The sequence below is a fragment of the Streptomyces monomycini genome, assembly GCF_022271435.1.
In the GTDB taxonomy this organism is placed as follows: domain Bacteria; phylum Actinomycetota; class Actinomycetes; order Streptomycetales; family Streptomycetaceae; genus Streptomyces; species Streptomyces monomycini.
Map to the genome: position 1 here is coordinate 21,861 of NZ_JAFIQY010000061.1, position 20,092 is coordinate 41,952.

General features: G+C 73.1%; 19 protein-coding genes. 7 read left to right on the top strand and 12 right to left on the bottom strand.

The genetic code is table 11. The features are described from left to right. Window positions 1-37: 37 nt before the first annotated feature. The 3 genes from JXZ78_RS37920 to JXZ78_RS37930 all read left to right on the top strand — a co-directional run bounded on the left by JXZ78_RS37920 (window position 38) and on the right by JXZ78_RS37930 (window position 1,601). The gene (locus JXZ78_RS37920) at window positions 38-421 is read left to right on the top strand and encodes an SCO4225 family membrane protein (protein WP_030023649.1); all 384 of its coding nucleotides are present in this window, start codon (window positions 38-40) and stop codon (window positions 419-421) included. Next, window positions 408-1,190 (top strand): maleylpyruvate isomerase family mycothiol-dependent enzyme, encoded by a 783-nt coding sequence (locus JXZ78_RS37925; RefSeq protein WP_030023648.1) that lies wholly within the window; start codon window positions 408-410, stop codon window positions 1,188-1,190. The genes JXZ78_RS37920 and JXZ78_RS37925 overlap by 14 nt, the downstream gene beginning before the upstream one ends. A gap of 147 nt (window positions 1,191-1,337) precedes the next feature. Beyond that, window positions 1,338-1,601 carry a DUF6332 family protein gene (locus tag JXZ78_RS37930; protein ID WP_030023646.1) on the top strand — a complete coding sequence of 88 codons (264 nt, stop codon included), beginning with the start codon at window positions 1,338-1,340 and terminating at the stop codon, window positions 1,599-1,601. 244 nt (window positions 1,602-1,845) lie between these two features. Here JXZ78_RS37930 and JXZ78_RS37935 read toward each other — a convergent pair whose 3' ends face one another. The 3 genes from JXZ78_RS37935 to JXZ78_RS37945 all read right to left on the bottom strand — a co-directional run bounded on the left by JXZ78_RS37935 (window position 1,846) and on the right by JXZ78_RS37945 (window position 4,265). Further along, the gene (locus JXZ78_RS37935; protein ID WP_030023644.1) at window positions 1,846-2,511 is read right to left on the bottom strand and encodes a response regulator; all 666 of its coding nucleotides are present in this window, start codon (window positions 2,509-2,511) and stop codon (window positions 1,846-1,848) included. Window positions 2,512-2,536: 25 nt separating this feature from the next. Further along, window positions 2,537-2,956: a hypothetical protein gene (locus JXZ78_RS41215; protein WP_372498485.1), complete on the bottom strand. Its 420-nt coding sequence runs from the start codon at window positions 2,954-2,956 to the stop codon at window positions 2,537-2,539. A gap of 106 nt (window positions 2,957-3,062) precedes the next feature. Next, window positions 3,063-4,265, bottom strand: a complete 1,203-nt coding sequence (locus tag JXZ78_RS37945; protein ID WP_030023642.1) for a geranylgeranyl reductase family protein — start codon at window positions 4,263-4,265, stop codon at window positions 3,063-3,065. 191 nt (window positions 4,266-4,456) lie between these two features. On the opposite strand from JXZ78_RS37945, the gene JXZ78_RS37950 reads away from it, so the two are divergent. Continuing rightward, complete coding sequence (locus tag JXZ78_RS37950; RefSeq protein WP_030023641.1) at window positions 4,457-5,830, top strand: dipeptidase; 1,374 nt, start codon at window positions 4,457-4,459, stop codon at window positions 5,828-5,830. A 182-nt stretch (window positions 5,831-6,012) separates the two neighbouring features. On the opposite strand, the gene JXZ78_RS37955 is transcribed toward JXZ78_RS37950, so the two are convergent. From JXZ78_RS37955 to JXZ78_RS37975, 5 genes are all read right to left on the bottom strand, one after another. Then, window positions 6,013-7,047 (bottom strand): NUDIX hydrolase, encoded by a 1,035-nt coding sequence (locus JXZ78_RS37955; RefSeq protein WP_030023640.1) that lies wholly within the window; start codon window positions 7,045-7,047, stop codon window positions 6,013-6,015. 73 nt (window positions 7,048-7,120) lie between these two features. After that, window positions 7,121-7,414, bottom strand: a complete 294-nt coding sequence (locus JXZ78_RS37960; protein WP_030023639.1) for a hypothetical protein — start codon at window positions 7,412-7,414, stop codon at window positions 7,121-7,123. 117 nt (window positions 7,415-7,531) lie between these two features. Then, window positions 7,532-8,485, bottom strand: a complete 954-nt coding sequence (locus JXZ78_RS37965; protein ID WP_030023638.1) for a carbohydrate ABC transporter permease — start codon at window positions 8,483-8,485, stop codon at window positions 7,532-7,534. Beyond that, window positions 8,482-9,396 carry a carbohydrate ABC transporter permease gene (locus JXZ78_RS37970; RefSeq protein WP_030023637.1) on the bottom strand — a complete coding sequence of 305 codons (915 nt, stop codon included), beginning with the start codon at window positions 9,394-9,396 and terminating at the stop codon, window positions 8,482-8,484. The genes JXZ78_RS37965 and JXZ78_RS37970 overlap by 4 nt, the downstream gene beginning before the upstream one ends. Window positions 9,397-9,442: 46 nt before the next feature. After that, the gene (locus JXZ78_RS37975) at window positions 9,443-10,759 is read right to left on the bottom strand and encodes an ABC transporter substrate-binding protein (protein WP_238783658.1); all 1,317 of its coding nucleotides are present in this window, start codon (window positions 10,757-10,759) and stop codon (window positions 9,443-9,445) included. Window positions 10,760-10,973: 214 nt separating this feature from the next. Between JXZ78_RS37975 and JXZ78_RS37980 the strand changes: the two genes are divergently transcribed. Beyond that, entirely contained in the window at window positions 10,974-13,070 is a 2,097-nt protein-coding gene (locus JXZ78_RS37980; protein ID WP_030023635.1) for an NPCBM/NEW2 domain-containing protein, read from the top strand. 172 nt (window positions 13,071-13,242) lie between these two features. On the opposite strand, the gene JXZ78_RS37985 is transcribed toward JXZ78_RS37980, so the two are convergent. Both JXZ78_RS37985 and JXZ78_RS37995 read right to left on the bottom strand, forming a co-directional pair. Beyond that, on the bottom strand, window positions 13,243-15,252 hold the full coding sequence (locus JXZ78_RS37985) for a serine/threonine-protein kinase (RefSeq protein ID WP_238783659.1): 2,010 nt from the start codon (window positions 15,250-15,252) through the stop codon (window positions 13,243-13,245). Between the two features lie 182 nt (window positions 15,253-15,434). Beyond that, window positions 15,435-16,391, bottom strand: a complete 957-nt coding sequence (locus tag JXZ78_RS37995) for an ROK family protein (RefSeq protein WP_030023632.1) — start codon at window positions 16,389-16,391, stop codon at window positions 15,435-15,437. Between the two features lie 346 nt (window positions 16,392-16,737). Here JXZ78_RS37995 and JXZ78_RS38000 point away from each other — a divergent pair, with 346 nt between their 5' ends. After that, window positions 16,738-17,781, top strand: coding sequence for a LacI family DNA-binding transcriptional regulator (locus JXZ78_RS38000; RefSeq protein WP_238783660.1), 1,044 nt, complete (start codon window positions 16,738-16,740; stop codon window positions 17,779-17,781). Between the two features lie 74 nt (window positions 17,782-17,855). On the opposite strand, the gene JXZ78_RS38005 is transcribed toward JXZ78_RS38000, so the two are convergent. Both JXZ78_RS38005 and JXZ78_RS38010 read right to left on the bottom strand, forming a co-directional pair. Further along, the gene (locus JXZ78_RS38005; RefSeq protein ID WP_030023629.1) at window positions 17,856-18,674 is read right to left on the bottom strand and encodes a hypothetical protein; all 819 of its coding nucleotides are present in this window, start codon (window positions 18,672-18,674) and stop codon (window positions 17,856-17,858) included. Further along, window positions 18,617-18,937, bottom strand: coding sequence for a hypothetical protein (locus JXZ78_RS38010; RefSeq protein ID WP_157851720.1), 321 nt, complete (start codon window positions 18,935-18,937; stop codon window positions 18,617-18,619). Before JXZ78_RS38010 ends, JXZ78_RS38005 begins: the two co-directional genes overlap by 58 nt. Before the next feature lie 755 nt (window positions 18,938-19,692). Here JXZ78_RS38010 and JXZ78_RS38015 point away from each other — a divergent pair. Further along, window positions 19,693-20,092 (top strand): ALF repeat-containing protein (locus JXZ78_RS38015; protein ID WP_238783661.1); only part of this gene is annotated, 400 nt, incomplete at its 3' end.

Here is a 20,092-nt window from a genome sequence, read left to right on the forward strand (position 1 = left end):
CGGAGCCACCCGGCCACCCCGACACCTGGGGGGCTGCATGAACGTCACACCCCGGCTGCGCGGACCCGCGCGGCTGATGTTCGGCAATCCGGTCTCGCTCGGCTACCTCGCACTGGTGCTCGCCGCAGCGCTCTTCGCCGTGGTGGACCTGGCCTTCGTGCAGCACGAGGACGCCTCCTTCTCCGGTGTCTGGGTGGCGCTGCTCACCGCCCCCACGGTCTTCCCGCTGTGGCTCGCCGGGGACGCGCTGTGGGGCGAAGCCGGCTCGCCGCAGTGGTATCTGATCCTGACGCTGGCCGTCGCCGCGCTGGTCAACGCGCTGCTGCTCGGGCTGGTCCACCGGGCGCTGCGCGGGCGGCCGGGCGGGCGCGGGGCCGTTGTCAGTGGTGGCTGGCACACTCAGCGGCATGGAGAACACTGACTTCACCGAGTCCCTGGAACGGGACGGGCAACTCCTCGCGGACGCCGCCGAGAAGGCCGGGGCCGCCGCGCCGGTCCCCACCTGCCCGGAGTGGCGGGTGCGCGACCTGCTCTCCCACACGGGCCGGGTGCACCGCTGGGCGACGGGCTTCGTGACGCAAGGCCTCCAGCAGCCGGTCCCGTTCCCCGAGGACCCCGGCCTGCCCGACGAGCAGCTCACCGGCTGGCTGCGCGACGGCTGCCGGGCCCTGGTGCGGGCGCTGCGCTCGGCCCCGGCGGACCTGTCCTGCTGGACCTTCCTGCCCGCGCCGTCCCCGCTGGCCTTCTGGACGCGCCGCCAGGCGCACGAGACGGCGGTGCACCGCGCCGACGCGGAGGCGGCGCTCGGCGCGGGCATCACGGCCTGCGCGCCCGCCTTCGCCGTCGACGGCATCGACGAGCTGCTCGTCGGCATACAGGCGCGCGAGCGCAGCACGATGCGTACGGAGTTGCCGAAGACGCTGCTGATACGGGCCGCCGGAGCGGTCGGCACCCCTGGCGCGGCCTGGACGGTCCGGCTGTCGGACGCGCCGCCGCACGCCGAGCGCATACCGGGCGCTGCGGCGCCGGAGGACACCGCGGCGTCCGGCGCTGCCGCTACGGACTGTGTGATCGAGGGCCCGGCTTCCGACCTGTATCTCGCCCTGTGGAACCGCCGTTCGCTGGACGGCATCAGCGTCACGGGCGATGCCTGGCTGGCCCGGCTGTGGCAGGAGCGCTCGGGTGTCTGACGGTCGCCGTACGACGGAGGGGGCGGAGTTCGCGGAAGACTCGGCCGGTAACGGGCCGGTCGGGCGGTGACGGAGGGAGGAGCGGCAGGGAGCGGTGCTCGATCGCGCAACCCCGAAACGTGGGGCGCAACATGACAGACTGTCACCATGTCACCGACCCGTTCCCAGGCCGAACGCGACGCGATGACCGTCGAGATCGGTTTCGCGCTGCTGACCGGCGTGTTCGTGGCCGCCCTCACCTTCGGGGCGGCCGTGAGCCCCTTGCTGTTCCTCCAGCTGAGCCGGAACGCGACAGGAGCGCTCCTGGCGGCGGCCGCAAGCGTGGCGGGGGTCGCCTTCGTCTGGCGGGTGGTGCGGGTCCTGCGCCGCTCCGCCGGCCGGCGCTCCGGGCCGGGGGCCCTGGCGGAATGATCTCCGGCCGGGGAGGCGACCAGGGGCGCTCCGCGTCGCCCTGAGCCGCCCTGTGCCGTCCCGGTCCGCCCCGACCCGCCTTGGACCTCCCGAGCCGTCCCGATCCGCCCCGAACCACCTCGCGCCACCCGAACCGTCCCGGACCACCCCGCCCCGTACTGTGCCGCCCGGGACCGCCCCGCCCCGCACGTGGCCGCCCGGCCCCGTGCCGCCCCGAACCCGCCAGGCCGTCCCCGGTGGGCCGCTACCCGAGCCACCCGGGCCGTACGAGCCCGGACTCGTAGGCCAGCACCGCGAGTTGGGCCCGGTCGCGGGCGCCCAGTTTGACCATCGTGCGGCTGACGTGCGTCTTGGCGGTCAGCGGGCTGACGACCAGGCGGCGGGCGACCTCCTCGTTCGACATCCCGTGGCCGACCAGCGCCGTCACCTCCCGCTCCCGCTCGGTGAGCGCGGCCAGAGCCCCGTCCGCCACCGGTTCCTTGGAGCGCGCGGCGAACTCGGCGATCAGCCGGCGGGTGGCCCCCGGCGACAGCAGCGCGTCGCCTTCGACCACGGCCCGTACCGCCCGCACCAGTTCCTCCGGTTCGGTGTCCTTGAGCAGAAAACCGGAGGCGCCGCAGCGGATCGCCTCGAAGACGTACTCGTCCGGCTCGGAGGTGGTGAGCATGACGACCTTCACGGCGGACAGCCGGGGATCCTCGGTGATCTGGCGGGTGGCGGCCAGCCCGTCCAGCACCGGCATCCGGATGTCCATCAGGACCGTGTCGGGGCACAGGTCGCGCAGGGCGAGCAGCGCCTCCTCGCCGTCCGCCGCCTCGCCGACGACCTCGATGTCGGGCTGGGCGTCCAGCAGCGCCCGGAAGCCGGCGCGGACCAGCAGCTGGTCGTCGGCGAGCAGTACCCGGATCACGACTCCTCCTCGGTGGCCTGGCCCCTCACCGTATCCGGAGGGTGCGCGGCGCCGGGCCGCTCCGGCTCCGGCGGCCCGGCGGGTGTCGCGGGACGCGGCCGCGCACCCGGAAGCCGCCGTCCGGGCGTGGTCCCGCCTCGACGGTGCCGCCGAGTGCGGCGGCGCGTTCGCCCATGCCGACCAGGCCGTCGCCGCCCCCGGTGACGTCTCCGGCGCGCCCGGCGGCGGTCGCCGGGCCGTCGTCGTCCACCGACCGCCACCGGCCCCCGGGGCCGCCGCCGTCCACGGCCCGCCACGAGCCCCCGGACCCGCCGTCCTCCGGCGCCCGCCACCAGTCCGGGCGCGGGCCGCGCGCCCGCCACCCGCCCGGAAGCGGGCCGGACGCACGCGGATCCTCCGGACGCGGGCCGCGGAGCCGCGCCCACCGCGGCCGTACGTCGTCCATGCCGTCACGCTGGACTGGCACACCGGACGGGGAGCGTCAGCCCGGCGCGGTGATCAGGCGTACTCCCCCGGGAGCAGCCGCCGACCGACGGCCCGCACCCCGCCCCCTACTTGTCCAGCGCCCCCATCGCCCGCCGCGCGACCGGATGCGTACGGACGATCTCGGCCAGCGTGGTCGTCCCCCGGACGATCTTCGCGAAGGCGTGCCAGGCCGGGCGGAAGCCGGTCAGGGCGGCGTGGATCAGGCCGGGGCGGCGGGAGAAGAGGGTGAGCATACGGCGGCCGACGCCCATTTCCACGCCGAGCCCGGCCTTGATCGCCAAGGCGTAGTTCAGGGCCTGGCGGCGGGCGTCCACCGCGTCGTGCGCCTCCGCGACGCGGGCGGCCCACTCCCCCGCGAGCCGCCCGGAGCGCAGCGCGAAGGAGATGCCTTCGCGGGTCCACGGCTCCAGCAGCCCGGCGGCGTCGCCGCACACCAGGACGCGGCCGCGGGAGAGCGGCGAGTCCTCGGCGCGGCAGCGGGTCAGATGGCCGGAGGAGATGCTCGGCTCGAAGCCCGCGAGGCCGAGCCGGCCGATGAAGTCGTCCAGGTAGCGCTTGGTCGCGGCGCCCTCGCCGCGGGCCGAGATCACGCCGACGGTGAGGGTGTCGCCCTTGGGGAAGACCCAGCCGTAGCTGCCCGGGATCGGGCCCCAGTCGACCAGCACCCGTCCGGCCCAGTCCTCGGCGACCGTCGGCGGTACCGGGATCTCGGCCTCCAGGCCCAGGTCGACCTGGTCCATCTTCACGCCGACGTGGGCGCCTATCCGGCTGGCGCTGCCGTCCGCGCCGACCACCGCGCGGGCCAGCACCACCTCGCCGTCGCCCAGCACCACGGCGACGGTCCGCCGGTCCGGCACGGCCGAGCCGTGCTGTTCGACGCGGGAGACCGTGGCGCCGGTGCGCAGCTCGGCGCCGGCGTCCTGGGCCGTCTTGACCAGCTGGGCGTCGAAGTCGGGACGGTTGACGAGCCCGAACAGCATGTTCTTCGAGCGGCGGGTGCGGGTCAGCTTCCCGTTGAGGGAGAACGTCACCGCGTGCACCCGGTCGCGCAGCGGCAGGTCGAAGCCGGGCGGCAGCGCGTCGCGGGACGGCCCGATGATGCCGCCGCCGCAGGTCTTGTAGCGGGGGAGTTCGGCCTTCTCCAAGAGCAGCACCCGGCGTCCCGTACACGCCGCTGCGTAGGCGGCCGAGGCTCCGGCGGGCCCCGCGCCCACCACCACGACGTCCCACACCTGCTGGTTCCCCTCGGCTGCGCTGTCGCTGCTCACCTGTGCTTCTGCTCCCGTTCGATGCCTTGCTGCGCGTACCGCCCGCATCCTACGGCGCGCCGTCGGGGGCCCTTCCTGTGGGAAGATCGGCCCCACAATCGCCCGTACGTACGGTTGGTCCGGTGCGGTAGAACCGGACGGACCGGCACGTGACCCCACGTGTACAACGCCGCGCCCACAAGGAGCGTTCCATGCCTGACAGCCCGCTCGCGCACACCGTCGCCTCGCTGCAGCCCCGGGCCAGGACCGAGCTGGCCGAGCTGGTGGCCTTCAAGTCGGTCGCCGACCCGGCGCAGTTCCCCCGGAGCGAGTGCGAGGCCGCCGCCGAGTGGGTGGCGGGCGCGCTGCGGTCCGAGGGCTTCACGGACGTGGCCCTGCTGGACACCCCGGACGGCACCCGGTCCGTGTACGGCTTCCTGCCGGGTCCGGCCGGCGCGCCGACCGTGCTGCTGTACGCGCACTACGACGTGCAGCCGCCGCTGGACGAGGCCGCCTGGATATCGCCGCCGTTCGAGCTGACCGAGCGGGACGGCCGCTGGTACGGGCGCGGCGCGGCCGACTGCAAGGGCGGTCTGATCATGCACCTGACGGCGCTGCGGGCGCTGAAGGAGCACGGCGGCGTCCCGGTCAACGTCAAGGTGATCGTGGAGGGCTCCGAGGAGCAGGGCACCGGCGGGCTGGAGCAGTACGCCGAGGCCCACCCCGAGCTGCTGACCGCCGACACCATCGTGATCGGTGACACGGGCAACTTCCGGGTCGGCCTGCCGACGGTGACGGCGACCCTGCGCGGCATGACGCTGGTCCGGGTCCAGGTGGACACCCTGGAGGGCAACCTCCACTCCGGCCAGTTCGGCGGCGCGGCACCGGACGCGCTGGCGGCGCTGATCCGCATCCTGGACTCGCTGCGCGCGGAGGACGGCTCGACGGTCGTCGACGGCCTGGAGGCGGACGCGAGCTGGGAGGGCCTGCAGTACGCGGAGGAGGAGTTCCGCAAGGACGCCAAGGTGCTGGACGGTGTGGAGCTGACCGGCAGCGGTACGGTCGCCGACCGGGTCTGGGCCCGCCCCGCCGTCACCGTCCTCGGCATCGACTGCCCGCCGGTGGTCGGCGCCACGCCGTCCGTGCAGGCGGGCGCGCGGGCGCTGGTGAGCCTGCGGATCCCGCCGGGCACGGACGCCGTGAAGGCCTCCGAGCTGCTCACCGCGCACCTGGAGAACGCCGCCCCGTGGGGCGCGCGGGTCACCGTCGAGCAGATCGGGCAGGGCCAGCCGTTCCGCGCGGACACCGACAGCCCGGCGTACGCGTCGATGGCCGAGGCGATGCGGGAGGCGTACGACGGCACCGAGATGCAGACGTCCGGTATGGGCGGTTCGATCCCCCTGTGCAACACGCTGGCCGCGCTCTACCCGCAGGCCGAGATCCTGCTCATCGGCCTCAGCGAGCCGGAGGCGCAGATCCACGCGGTCAACGAGAGCGTCTCGCCGGAGGAGCTGGAGCGCCTCTCGCTGGCCGAGGCGCTGTTCCTCCAGCGGTACGCGCGCCAGTACGAGGCCGCCGGCAGCTGAGCCGCCCGTCCCGGGGACGGCGGCTGAACCGTCCGCTCCCTGGGGCGACAGCTGAACCGCTCCGCCCGTAGGACGCCCGCGACGGCCGGTCCGGGGCTCTCCCGCCGCCCCGGACCGCCGCCCGGACTGCCACCCCGGACCGTCGCGTCCCGGACCGCCACCCCGGACCGCCGTACGGCCCCTCACTCCACAGGGACGCCCGCCTCAAGATTGAGCGGACGTCCCTGTTCGCGTGCGCGCAGGGCCCAGCGCAGCCGGTTCCAGCGCACCGGGGGCAGCATGTCCGCCGCCTCGGCCTCGGTGGCGAACCGCCAGTCCCGCAGTTCGGGCCCCGGCAGGAGCAGGTCCCGGATCTGCTCGCCCGCCAGCCGTCCGCCGTCGAAGAGCATCCGCAGTCCGCCGAAGCCGGGCGGCTTCGGCGGTTCCCAGTCCAGCACCAGCAGCCGGGGCGCGCTCTGCAGCCGGATGCCCAGTTCCTCGGTGACCTCACGCAGTCCCGCGCGGGCCGGCGGCTCGCCCGGCTCCACGACGCCGCCCGGGAACTCCCAGCCCGGCTTGTACGTCGGATCCACCAGCAGGACCCGGTCGGCGTCGTCGAAGAGCAGCACACCGGCCGCGAGAGTCTCCGCCGTGGGCTCCGGTGTCTGCACGATGTCGCAGGCCCCGGCACCGGCGCGGACCGCCTCGGCGACCCGTTCGGCGGTCTCCCGGGGGGTCAGGCGGGCCGTGTCGATGACGTGCGCGTCCTGCTTCAGCCAGCCGAGCGCGTCCTCGTACGCCTCCAGGTGCGCCCGGCACCGGTCCCGCGCCGCCGCGTCGGCCGGCGCGCCCCCGGCACGGCCCGCGCGCCGGTCCGCACGCTCACGGAGGATCGTTTCCTCCGCATGCAGCAGAACATGGCGTACGGGCACTCGGCGCGAGGCGAGGCCGCCGAATATCTCGTCCCGGTACTCCTGGCGCAGCAACGGCATGGGTGTGATGAGCGGCCCCGGCACCTCGTTGAGCAGCGCGGCGGCCGTGTCCACGACGAGCCGGCGCCAGGACGGCAGGTCCTGGTAGCCGCCGATCTGCTCCAGCCGTGCGGCGGGCAGCATCAGCCGCAGCTCGCCGCCGACCAGCTCGGGGTCGTAGAGCGTGCTTCCGGGAAGCAGGTCCAGCAGGTGCCGGGCCGCGGTGGACTTCCCCGCACCGGTCGCGCCGTTCAGCCAGACGATCACATTGCCCCCTTGTCCCTAGACCCCTGTGAGTTGCCCGTAACACCCTGCCACGGAAACTTTCGCGGGGCCGGGGCTATCGGCGGGCTGCCACGGACGTGGCCTTTTCCACCCGTGGCGCGATACCGGAAGGTTTGAAGACCCCCTTGTACGCGCTGATCGCGGCCACCGCGGCGACGAGGATGCTGGTCACCACGTCCTTTCCGGCGAAATCCCCGGCGAAGAGCGCGCTCCCCAGTCCCACCAGCACCGAGACCATCACCTGCACCAGAGTTCTGGTGGCGTGCGACCACTGCGGCTGATTGACGACGGAGATGAGCACCGGCGACGCGAATCCCACGATCAGCGCCCACATCTGTGCGTTCGTCATGACGCTCCCCTTTCCCGCTCGTGCGGTAGCCGGAGCGTCGCCGTCCCCGACCGCCCCGGCAAGAGGCCGCGCACCGCATTTCCCGCGCGCGGGCGTACGGGGGCACCGCCCGGCCCGTCACCCCTTGTTCGCGCCCAGGGTCAAGCCCGCGATGAAGTGCCGTTGCAGGAGCAGGAAGACCACGATCGTGGGCAGGGCGACGATGACCGAGCCCGCCGCCAGCAGGTTGTAGTCCGTGAAGAACTGGCCGCGCAGGTTGTTCAGGGCCGAGGTGACCGGGAGTTTGTCGCCGTCGGAGAGGAAGACCAGGCCCCACAGGAAGTCGTTGTACATCCAGGTGAATTCCAGAGTGCCCAGCGCGGCGAGGGCGGGCCGGCACAGCGGCAGTGTCACGTGCCGGTAACGCGTCCACACCCCGGCGCCGTCGACGATCGCGGCCTCCAGGATTTCCCGCGGCAGGGTCCGCATGAAATTCGCCAGCACGAAGACGCAGAAGCCGAGCTGGAAGGCGATCTGCACGGCGAGCACGGCCCACAGGGAGTCGTAGAGCGTCAGCGAGTCGGACATCCAGTACGGCAGCGGCACCTTGGTGAAGAGCACGTAGAGCGGCGTGACGATCACCTGTTGCGGCAGCAGGTTGCCGGCCGTGAAGAACATCAGCAGGAGCAGTGAGCCGCGCAGCCGCAGCCGGGCCACGGCGAAGGCGGTGAAGGACGCGAGGAAGAGCGTGATCAGCACGCCCGGCACCGCGATCAGGAGGGTGTTCAGGAAATACCGGCCCATGCCGGAATCGGTGAACGCCTGCCGGTAATAGTCGAACGAGAGCCGGCTCGGCAGGGAGAAGTATCCGTCCCTGGCGGTCTCCTCGTACGGGCGCAGCGACGCGTAGACGGCCAGCAGCAGCGGCGCGAGGAAGGCGAGCGAGACGGCGAGCAGAAAGGCGTGCACACCCCAGCGGCCGCCCCGGCGACCGCCCTGGCCGCCCCGGCCTCCCCGGCGGCGGCCCGGTGCGCCACCGGGCGGCCCGGCGGGGCGTACCGGGCGCGCGGCCCGTACGGCGGGCACGGTCATCGGCGCTCCTCCCCCCTCAGTTCCTGGACGAGATAGGTGACGATGAACCCGAGGGAGACCAGCAGCAGGACGACCGCGATGGCCGAGCCGAAGCCGATCCGGCTCGCCTCGCCGACGATGTTGTCGGTCACCAGGACGGACAGCAGTTCCAGGCCGTTGCGGCCCTTGTTGACCGCGTAGACGATGTCGAAGGCGCGCAGGGCCTCGATGACGGTGATGACGCCGACGATGACGTTGACCGGGCGCAGGGCCGGCAGCACGACCCGGAAGAACGTCTGCCGCTCGGTGGCCCCGTCGACGGCCGCGGCCTCCTTGAGCGTCGGGTCGACGGACTTCAGCCCGGCGAGGTACAGGATCATGACGTACCCGGTGTGGCGCCAGCAGGCGGCCAGCAGGATCATCCAGATGTTCAGGTCCGGGTCGCCGAGCCAGTCGACCGGATCCCGTTCACTGCCCAGCAGGGCGTTCAGGGCGCCCTGGTCCCGGGAGAGGATCAGCTGGGTGATGAAGCCGACGACGGCGAGCGAGAGCACCACCGGCATGTAGAGGGTGGACTGGTAGAAGCGGCTGAACCGCACGCCGCGGTCGACGAGCGCGGCGAGCAGCAGGCCGAACGGTGCGGCGAGCAGGCCGAGGGCGGCGAGCCACAGCAGGTTGTTGCGCACCGCCGGCCAGAATTGCGGGTAATCGGTGAAAAGGTGGGTGTAATTGCCGAGGCCGGCCCATTCGATGTCACCGACGCCGTCCCAGTCGGTGAAGGACAGGCCGATGGAGGCCATCGTCGGTCCCCAGACGAGGACGAGGTCGAGCAGGATCGGCAGGCCCAGCAGGACGCACAGGACAGCGAGGTCGCGGCGGGTGTGGCGCCGCGGCCCCCGGCGTCCGGCGCGGCGCGCCGCGGTCTTCGGCATGGCTCCCGGTCCCCCGTCGGTCGTACGGTCGGTGGCGGTCACGGCGTCAGTCCGCGGCGAATATCCGCGCTTTCTGCCGTTCGATGCTGTTGACCAGGCCGTCGATGTCGTCCGGGTCGCCGATGAACTGCTGGAGCGCCTGGATCAGTACGGTCGAGGCGAAATCGGGGCGGGTGTCGCGGTCCATGAACTGCGCTATCTGCCGGGCGCCGGACACCAGCCGGACGGCCTTCTTCTGCAGGGCGTCGTACGTCTGTGTGCCGGCCACGCCGTTGGCCGCGACATTGTTCGGGTCCCGCTTCAGGTAGGCCAGTTCGGCCTGGGGTGTGGCGAGGAAGGCGAGCAGGTCGCGGGCGGCTTCCCGGTGCCGCGCTTTCTTCGCCATCAGGAACCCGTCCATCGGCGCCTCGACCGCCTCCTGCCCGAAGGCCGGGTCGATCTCGGGGAACGGGAAGAGGTCCAGGTCCGCGCGGTTCTCCGCGGTGAACTGCTGGCCGGGGTGCTGGAGTCCGAGCACCGCCATGCCGGCCTTCTTCCCCTGGAGGGACTGCGCCGCCTCCTGCCAGGTCCGGCCGTTGGCGCCTTTCTGGTGGTACGGCAGCAGGCTCCGCCACAGGTCGAAGACCTGCCGCACCTGCGGACTCGTCCAGGATTTCTCCCCGCGCATCAGGGCGATGTGGAAGTCGTAACCGTTGGCCCGCATGTCGAGGTAGTCGAAGGTGCCCATCGCGGGCCAGCCTTCCTTGTCGCCGAAGGCGAATGGGGTGAGGCCGTCCTTCTGCATCTGCCGGGCGAGCGCACGGTATTGATCGAAGGTGCGCGGGATCTCGTAACCCCGCGTCCGGAAAACGCCCTTCCGGTGGAAGACCGCCCACGGGTAGTAGTAGTACGGCACGAAGTACTGCTTGCCGTCCTCGCCCGTGGACTGTTTCTTCACCGCGTCGGAGAACCCGTCGAACTTCCTCCAGAGATCACTGATGTCGGCGAGCAGGCCCTTTCGCGCGAAGTACTGCATGCGGTAACCGGCGAACCACGTGAAGACGTCATCGGGCGTGCCCTGGAGGTAACGGTTGATGTTCTCCTGGAAGTTCTCGTGGTTGACCGTGTTGACCTTCACCGGCTTCTTCGACTTCTTCTCGTACGCCGCGATGGCGTCGGCGTACGCGCGCTTCGGCACCGCGTCCGAGGCGTTGGACCCCAGGGTGACGCCGTCGCCGGGACCGTTGCCGCAGGCGGCGAGCAGCGACGGCAGCGCGACCGCCCCCGCACCGGCCGCCACGCTCCGCAGCACCGACCGCCGGGGCACCGCGCGTACCGGCCGGTGCGCGCTTTCACCCGGGCCGTCCCCCCATGACCGGACCATGTCCTCTCCCCCTCCTCGGCGATGGAACCGAACAGAACCGAACGCGAGTGCTGGGATCTCACTCCCAACACGGGCATCGGTCAAGGCTTTCGGCGGCCCCTTCCCGTATTTTCCCCGGTCGCCTTCCAACACAGTCCAACAAGCCTTACCGTAAACACTCGCAATTGACTGGTACATGACTTACTGCTCTCTCCGCGAACGGAGGACGCGAATCATGCGCCCGCACATCCCTCTCACCACCCGCCGCGCCCGGCGAAGAGTCGTCGCGGCGCTGTCCGCGGCGTTCCTGTGCTCGGCCGGGGTGACGGCCCTGCCCGCCGCGGCCCGCACGGCCGACGCCTCCGACGGCCCACCCGCTTCCCCGTCCACCGCGGCCACCACGGCCGTCCCCGCCGGAACAGCCGCGTCCGCCGCCCCGCGACTGCCCGACGGCCTGGCCAGGACGCCTCCCATGGGCTTCAACAACTGGAACTCCACCCACTGCGGAGCCGACTTCAACGAGGCGATGATCAAGGGAATCGCCGACCTCTTCGTCGCGAAGGGGCTCAAGGCCGCCGGTTACGAGTACGTGAACCTGGACGACTGCTGGGCCAAGAAGGAGCGGGACGCGAACGGAAAACTGGTCCCGGACACCACCCGCTTCCCCAACGGCATCAAGGCCCTGGCCGACTACGTCCACGCCAAGGGCTTGAAGTTCGGCATCTACACCAGTGCCGGCACCACGACGTGTGCCCAGGCGATGCCCGGCGCGCTGGGCCATGAGTACTCCGACGCCCAGCAGTTCGCCGACTGGGGAGTGGACTACCTGAAATACGACAACTGCAACAACCAGGGGGTGGACGCCAAGAAGCGGTACATCACCATGCGCGACGCCCTGAAGGCGACGGGCCGCCCCATCGTCTACAGCATTTGCGAGTGGGGCGAGAACAAGCCGTGGGAGTGGGCGGCGGACGTCGGGCACCTGTGGCGCACCACCGGTGACATCAGCGACGTGTGGGACAGCATGGTCTCGATCTTCAAGGCGAACGCGCCGCTGGCGCCGTACGCCGGCCCCGGCCACTGGAACGACCCGGACATGCTGGAGGTCGGCAACGGCGGCATGGCGGACGCCGAGTACCGCAGCCACTTCTCGCTGTGGTCGATGATGGCCGCGCCGCTGCTGATCGGCACCGATCTGCGCAAGGCCTCCCAGGCGACGTTCGACATCCTCGGCAACCGCGAGGTGATCGCGCTCGACCAGGACCCGCTGGGCAAGCAGGCCCAGGTGCTGAAGTCCGAGGGCGGCCGCTGGGTCCTGAGCAAGCCGCTGGCCAACGGCGACCGGGCGGTGGCCCTGTTCAACGAGACGGACCGCCCGCAGCACATCACCACCACGGCCAAGGAGGCGGGCCTGCCGCAGGCGAGCGGCTACCGGCTGCGCGACCTGTGGAAGGACGAGAACACCCACACCGCGGGTGAGATCGCCGGGACCGTACCGGCGCACGGCACGCTGCTGTACCGCGTCGCCGCCGACCGCCACTGGGCGCAGTACCCGCCGGCCCTCGACACCGCGGCGGACGGCGTCGCGCCGATCGAGGTCGGCAAGGAGGTCCGGACCGCCACCCTCACCCGCAACCTGGGCCGCACCCCCGCGCTGGACGTCAAGGTCGATCTCAAGGGCCCGCAGGGCTGGCGCGTGGAGCCGGTCACGTCCACCGGCACCCAGGTCCTGCCCCCGGGCAAGGAGCTGGCGACCGCCTGGAAGATCTCGCCACTCGCGGGGACCAAGCCCGGCCCGTACGAGCTGACGCTGACCACCGACTACCACTCCACGCGCGGGCAGCACGTGACCCTGACGCTGCCGTTCGCGGTCACCGCCGTCCAGGCGCCGCCCGCCGGCACCTCCTACGCCAGCGACCTGACCTGGCTCTCCGCCACCAACGGCTACGGGCCGGTGGAGAAGGACATGAGCGTGGGAGGGCAGCGGCCCGGTGACGGGACGCCGATCACCATCGGCGGTGTGCCGTACGCCAAGGGGCTGGGTGCCCACGCGCCCAGCGAGATCACGTACTACACGGGTGGCAAGTGCTCGGCGTTCAGCGCGCAGGTCGGCGTGGACGACGAGACCGGCGACCAGGGGACGGTCACCTTCGAGGTGTGGGCCGACGGGCAGAAGGTCGCCGAGAGCGGCAAGCTGACCGGCACCGACCCGGCGAAGGCGATCAGCGCGGCGGTCACCGGGGCGGGCACCGTACGGCTGGTCGTGCAGGACGCCGGTGACGGCTTCTTCTACGACCACGGCGACTGGGCCGACGCCAAGTTCACCTGCTGACGGGGGCGTTCACCTGGTGGTGCGGTCGTGCACCGCACACCGCACACCGGCCGGGCGGGCCGTACGGCCTGCCCGGCTCACGGCGGCGTCCGGGTCCGACCGGCCTCGGCGTCCGGGGCCGGGCCGGTACTCGGCCTCATGTACCGGCCCGGTCCCTTCCGTACGGCCCGGGTCAGCAGGTCGGCAGGCCGGGAACCGGCGCGTCGTTCCGGCCGCCCTTGAGGTAGACGGCACTGACGTACACGCCGCTGTTGCCACTGTCGTCGTCCGTCTTCGCCCACCAGGTGTTGGTCCACCGGCCGAACGTCTCCCGGCGGCCCAGGTTCGCCTGGCAGTAGAAGTAGTTGGTGCCCGCGTTCAACGTGCCGACGTGCTGGAAGGAGCCGGTGTACGAGGCGGCGGCGCGCCACACCTGGCAGTTGACCTTGCCGCCGCCGATCGGCGCGCACGAGCTGGGCTCCGGTACGCCACCGGTCCCGCCGGTGGCGCCGCCGCCCGAGGCGGCCGCCCCTCCCCCGGACGCGGAACCGCCGCTGCCGCCCGGCCCGCCGTCGCCCCCGCCTCCCGTACCGCCGGCCGCCGCTCCGCCGTCGCCGCCCTTGCCGTTGCCGGGGTCGCCGCCGCTACCGGGCTTCGGCTGCCCGGACGCGGCGCCCTTCGACGGCTCGCCGGAGGTGGCGGGCGCCGCGCTCCGCCCGACCTCGGCCTTCCCGGTCGCCCGGTCACCCGGCTCGGCGCCCCCGGTCTCCTTCGGGGTGCCCGACGCGCCTGCCCGCGCGGCCTGTTCCTGTTCCTGCGAGGGGGCGCCGGGCCGCCGCTCCGCGACCGTACCGCCGGAGTCCCGGGCCATCAGCCCGTACGTCACTCCGCCACCCGACACCAGGACGGCGGTCACGGCGGCGGCGAGCATGCAGGCACGGCGCCCACGCCCGGACGGAGGGGCGGCGGCGCCGGTGGCCGCCACGGTGCTGGTCTCCCGCTCCCCCGGGGTTCCGGCGGGGACCGGACCGGTGGGCGCTCGGCCGCTGACCGGGCCGGTGGGCGACTGGCCACTGACCGGCCCCGTGAGTGCCTGACCGCCAGATGGCGACGGCAACGGCGCCGCCGGGATGTCCGCCGCGGTCGGCGTCCACGACGTCCCCGGGCCTGTTCCTGTACCCGGCGCTGTACCGGGGCCTGTACCTGTACCCGGCGCTGTACCGGGGCCTGTACCTGTACCCGGCGCTGTACCGGGGCCTGTACCTGGCTCCGTACCGGTACCCGTATGCGCACCCGACCCCGCTCCCACCCCCGGCGCCCTCCCCAACCGCACCGTGTCGCGCCCGTCGGCCACCGCCGTCAGCAGGGCCCGTGCCTCGGCCGCGCTCGGCCGGGCGGCCGGGTCCTTGGTCATCAGCGCGTGCAGTACGGGCGTCAACGGCCCGGCCCGGCGCGGCTCGGGCAGCGGCTCGGAGACGATCGCCGTCAGGGTCGACCAGACCGACGTCCGGCGGAACGGCGCGCCGCTGCCCTCCACGGCCGCGTACAGCGTCATGCCCAGCGACCAGATGTCCGAGGCGGGCGAGGGCGGCTGCCCCTGGGCGCGCTCGGGCGGCAGGTAGTCGAGCGAGCCGACGAGTTCGCCGCTGCGGGTGAGGTGGGTGGTCGCCCCGTCGTCGGGCGCCTCGATGCTCGCGATGCCGAAGTCGGTGAGCACCACGCGGCCCACCCCGGCGTCCGGGCGGCCCGCGCGCTGCTCCCAGCGCTCCAGCAGTACGTTGCCGGGCTTGACGTCCCGGTGCAGCACGCCGGCCTGGTGGGCGGCGTCCAGCGCGTCCATCACCTTGGCGCCGATGGCGGCGATCTCGCGCGGGTCCAGGGCGCCGCCCCGGTCGAGCGCGTCGTCCAGGGACGGGCCGTCGACCAGTTCCATGACGATGACCGGGCGCCCGTCCTCGTCGATCACGTCGTGCACGGTGACCACGCCGGAGTGCCGGATGCGGGCCGCGGCCCGTGCCTCGCGCTGCATCCGGGTCCGCAGGTCGGCCAGCTCCGGCGCGGACGCGTCGGTGTAGGCGCGCAGCACCTTCACGGCGACTTCGCGGCCCAGCACCTCGTCCACCGCCCGGCAGACGACGCCCATGCCGCCGCGCCCGATCTGCCCGGTGACCCGGTACCGCCCGCCGAGCAGCCGCCCGGTCAACTCCCCGGCGGCCCCGCCCTCTTCACGGGCGCTGCCGCCGCTCTCTCCGGCACCCTCGTCGCCGCCGCGTCCCTCGTTCCCCGGCCCGTTCACGCCATTCACGCCACTCGCCCCGTTCGCCCCACTCGTCCCCTGTCATGGTCGGCACCAGCCTAGAGGCCCGTGGGGCGCCGCAGGCCCCGTCAGACGGTCGGGGCGAAGGCATCGAGACGGGACTGTTGTGCGGCGGCGGCCGCGGCGCCCACCACGCCGGCGTCCGTGCCCATCTGCGCCGGTACGACCGTGACGCCGCGGACGAAGGAGAGCGTGGCGTAGTCGCGCAGGGCGCGGCGCAAGGGGACGAAGAGGAGGTCCCCGGCGCCCGCGACGCCGCCGCCGACGACCACGATCTCGATCTCGACGAGCGCGGCGGTGGCCGCGACACCGGCGGCCAGGGCCTGGGCGGCCCGCTCGAACGAGTGACGGGCCACCGGGTCACCCGCACGGGCCGCGGCGGCCACGGCGGCCGCGGTGGTGTCGCCGGCGGGGCCCGGCCGCCACCCGCGTTCGAGGGCGCGGCGGGCGATGTTGGGGCCGCTGGCGATGCGTTCGACACAGCCGCGGGAGCCGCACGGGCAGGGGTCGCCGTCGAGGTCGACGCTGATGTGGCCGATGTGGCCGGCGTTCCCGGTGGGGCCCGGGTGCAGCCGGCCGTTCAGGACCAGGCCACCGCCGACCCCGGTGGAGACCACCATGCACAGGGCGTTCGCGTACCCGCGGGCGGCGCCCTGCCAGTGTTCGGCGGCGGTCATGGCCACGCCGTCGCCCACCAGGACGACGGGGCGCGCACCGACCAGGTCCCGCACTTCGGCGACGACCGGGAAGTCCCGCCAGCCGGGGATGTTGACCGGGCTGACCGTGCCGCGCCGGGCGTCCACCGGCCCCGCGCTGCCGATACCGACGGCGGCCACCCTGGCCCACTCGGGGTGCGCGGTCAGCTCGCCCACCACCTCGGCCAGCGCACGCAGGACGGTCGCGCCGTCCCGGTCGGCGGGCGTGGGCCGGGTGGTACGGACGAGCAGCCTGCCGTGCTCGTCCACCAGCGCGCCGGCGATCTTGGTGCCGCCGATGTCCAGCGCTGCGCTCAGGTCCGTCTGCATCGGTGTCGAATCTCCTGGTGGGGCGCCTGGGCCGGGGTGCGTGGACCCGGCACGGGAACGCCAGTCTCGTGCTGATTGACAACGTTGTCCAGAGGTTATGCTCGACGCCGTGCCGCACGTCGTCGTGCGGCGCCGCCGGACGGTCCCGCCCGGCCGGCCGCACGCACCGGCCCTCCGGACACCGTCACCGCCATCATCGGCGTACCGGAGGGGGAACCGCCACACCCGTCCCGCCCGTCTCTCCAGCAACAGCCGGAACGAGCAGCGGAGCCGTGGCCCCCTCGGGGCCGCCCGGCCGCCGCTCCCGCCGCCTCCACCCACCGCCGACAGAATCAGGACCGCGCACGTGACCGACACCGCCCGGGGCACCTCCCGCCGCTACGGCAGCCGGCCCACGATGAAGGACGTCGCGGCCCGGGCCGGCGTCGGCCTGAAGACGGTCTCCCGGGTGGTCAACGGCGAGCCCGGCGTCACCCCCGAGACCGAGCGCCGCGTCCAGGACGCCATCACCGCCCTCGGCTTCCGCCGCAACGACTCCGCCCGCATCCTGCGCAAGGGCCGCACCGCCAGCATCGGCCTGGTCCTGGAGGACCTTGCCGACCCGTTCTACGGGCCGCTCAGCCGCGCCGTCGAGGAGGTCGCCAGGGACCACGGCGCGCTGCTGATCAACGGGTCCAGCGCCGAGGATCCTGCGCGCGAGCAGGAGCTGGTGCTCGCGCTGTGCGCGCGCCGGGTGGACGGCCTGGTGATCATCCCGGCCGCCGACGACCACCGCTATCTGGAACCGGAGATCGCGGCGGGGGTGGCCACCGTCTTCGTGGACCGCCCGGCGGGCCGGATCGAGGCGGACACGGTGCTCTCCGACAGCTTCGGCGGCGCCCGCGCCGCGGTCGCGCACCTGATCGCGCACGGCCACCGCCGGATCGGCTTCATCGGCGACCAGCCGCGCATCCACACGGCCGGGGAGCGGCTGCGCGGCTACCGTACGGCGATGGCCGAGGCCGGGCTGGCCGTCGACGAGTCGTGGGTCTCCCTCGGGTCGACCGCGCCCGACCGGGTACGGTTCGCGGCCACCGCCATGCTGGACGGGCCGCGCCCGGTCACCGCGCTGTTCGCGGGCAACAACCGGGTCACGGTCACCGCGGTGCGGGTGCTCGCCGAACGCCCGCGCCCGGTCGCCCTGGTGGGCTTCGACGACTTCGAGCTGGCCGATCTGGTGTCCCCCGCGATCACGGTCGTGGCGCAGGACGCCGCGCGTCTCGGCCGTACCGCCGCCACGATGCTCTTCCGCCGCCTGGACGGCGCCGGGATCCCGCCGCAGCGCGAGGAGATCCCCACCCGCCTCGTCCCGCGCGGCTCGGGCGAACTGCCCCCGCCCGCCGACGGCTGAGCGCCACGCCCCGGCCGGAACACCCCGTACAACGGCAGGCCCTGCCACGACGCCCCCTGTGACAGCACACCCCGCTACGACGCGCCGGCCCCGAACCTCCGCACGAACACGTCGTACGTCCCGTTGGTGTCCCCCGGCACCAGATCCGGCGCGACCGAGCCGAAGACCACGCTCCGGCCGCCCCGGCTCAGCGTGTGCGGTCCGGAGTGGTTCAGCCAGCCGGCCGCGACCAGGTGCTGCTCGCCGGTGCGCAGGTCGTGCAGGGTGAGCTTGCCGTCGTAGTCCTCCAGCACACGCCGCCCATCGCCGCTGACCGCCGCGGGGAAGCCGCGCTCCCGTCCCACCTGTCGCGTGCGCCCGTCCCGCAGGTCGCGCACATGGCCGTACGAACCGGGCGGTCCCGACCGGACCGGTGCCCGGCGGACGCGCGCGCTGAACGTCACGGCGCGCCCGTTGTCACTCAACTCCCCCAGCCGCAGGGCCCGGTCGGCCATCGGTGTGCCGTCCGGGTCCACGTCGGCCTGGCGCACGGCACCGGTCCGGCGGTCCCGGACGAAGAGGTCCTGCCCGGTGCCCTCCGCCTCGTCGAGCACGTACGCGACCCATCGCCCCGTACCGCTCAGCGAGGCTCCCCGGACGACACCGTGTTTCGCGTTCTCCCCCGGCGCCCTGGGGGCGATCAACTCCATCCGCCCGGTGACCGTGTCCTGGACGTGGCCGAGCACCGGACCGCCCGGAGCCGGGCCGATGGCCCGGAAGGCGACCGAACGGCCGTCCGCGCTCAGCGACGTGACCTCACCGGTCCCTCCGGCGGCCGGTGAACCGGGCGGCGGGGTCAGGTGAGCGGTCCGGCCGGTCCGGCGGTCGCGGAGGCGGGCGGACCGATTCCCCACGGTCCCGGTGGAGTACGCGACGAAGCACCCGTCGGCACTGATGCGCGGGGTGTTGTCGATGCCCGCCCCGTCGTCACGACGAGCGCCGGTATCCGCTCGACGCGCCCGGTCCGCAGATCCTTGACCGCCAGCACGTGGGTGTAGTCGCCCCCGCCGCCCAGCAGAGGCGCACCGGACCAGAAGACGACATACCGGCCACCCGCACTGATCGAGGCGATGTGCGACGGCTCGTCCAACTCGCCGCCGTCCGCCGCCGTGCTCACCCGGACGACCGTGGATTCCGCCTCCCCACCATCCGCCGGCGCCATCTGCGCCGGCATCGACACCCCACCCGCACAAGCCACCGCGACAACCGCTCTCAGCCCCTTACGTACCCGCTTCACCATGTCTCCCCCTGGTCTCCACCGCCCCGCCCGCGCGGGATACGCGCCTACAAGCGCGCCCGGCGGGACCACGGCAATCAGCCGATCTCCGGACAACGCCCGGCCCGCGCGAAGCGTCCGCGACGACGGGCCGCGGCGGCCGCAGTTGGCGAAGTAGCCAGCTGTGGTGCGGCCCGTCGGCCCGCCTGCCGCCGCCACTGGAACACCCTGCCGACGAGGGTGCTGATCAGTGATTTTGAAGTACGGGACAGCGCCCGCGGCCCCCTCCGGAACCGCGCTGGACGACAGATCACCCCCGTGCGCCGAAGTCGAGCATATGTAGCCTTTGTGGCCTCATCTCGGCAGAGTTCACATGAAGCTCGCACAGCACGTGAAGCACTCCTGTCGCACACTCGCCGACCGCCGGACACGCGGCCGTTCTCGCTCTCCTCTCCAGCGCTACGGCCAGGCTGCCCGGAAAGCGAGAGCCGTGTACCCGGCATATCCGAACTGATGGACATCAAGAAAGGGTTGACCGGGTGAAACGGAGACCGTTACCGATCAGCACCGCACGGCACCTCACAGGCAGACCCCACGCCGGGAAGGAGGCGTTCCGGCGGCGCGGCACCTGCGCCACGCTCCTGTCCGCCTCTCTGGTGGCAGGGCTCCTGGGGACCGGACCAGCCATCGCGGCAGAATCCGCCGACCCCGGCGACGCGGCACGCAGACGCAGCCTGGTCCTCGACTATTGGACAGTTGGCGGTGCCGGCGTCAAGGCGGCGGCCGAACAGGCGCTGACCGGCTCGGACGAGGACGTCGACAGGTTCTTCGCCGAGAAGGGCAGCCTGGCGTACGACGACAACTACGTCGTGGCCAGCCGGATGATCGGCGCCGGGGGGCCCGCCGTCCGTGAGGCGGCCAAGACCGCCCTCAAGGCCAGCAAGCGGGACAACCCCGAGCCGCTGAGTACCTTCCTGCAAGACGGCTGGCAGGCGCCGTTGCGGCAGGACAACGAGGTCGAGGCCTCCAAGGTCATCAACTTCGGTGGCTACGGGG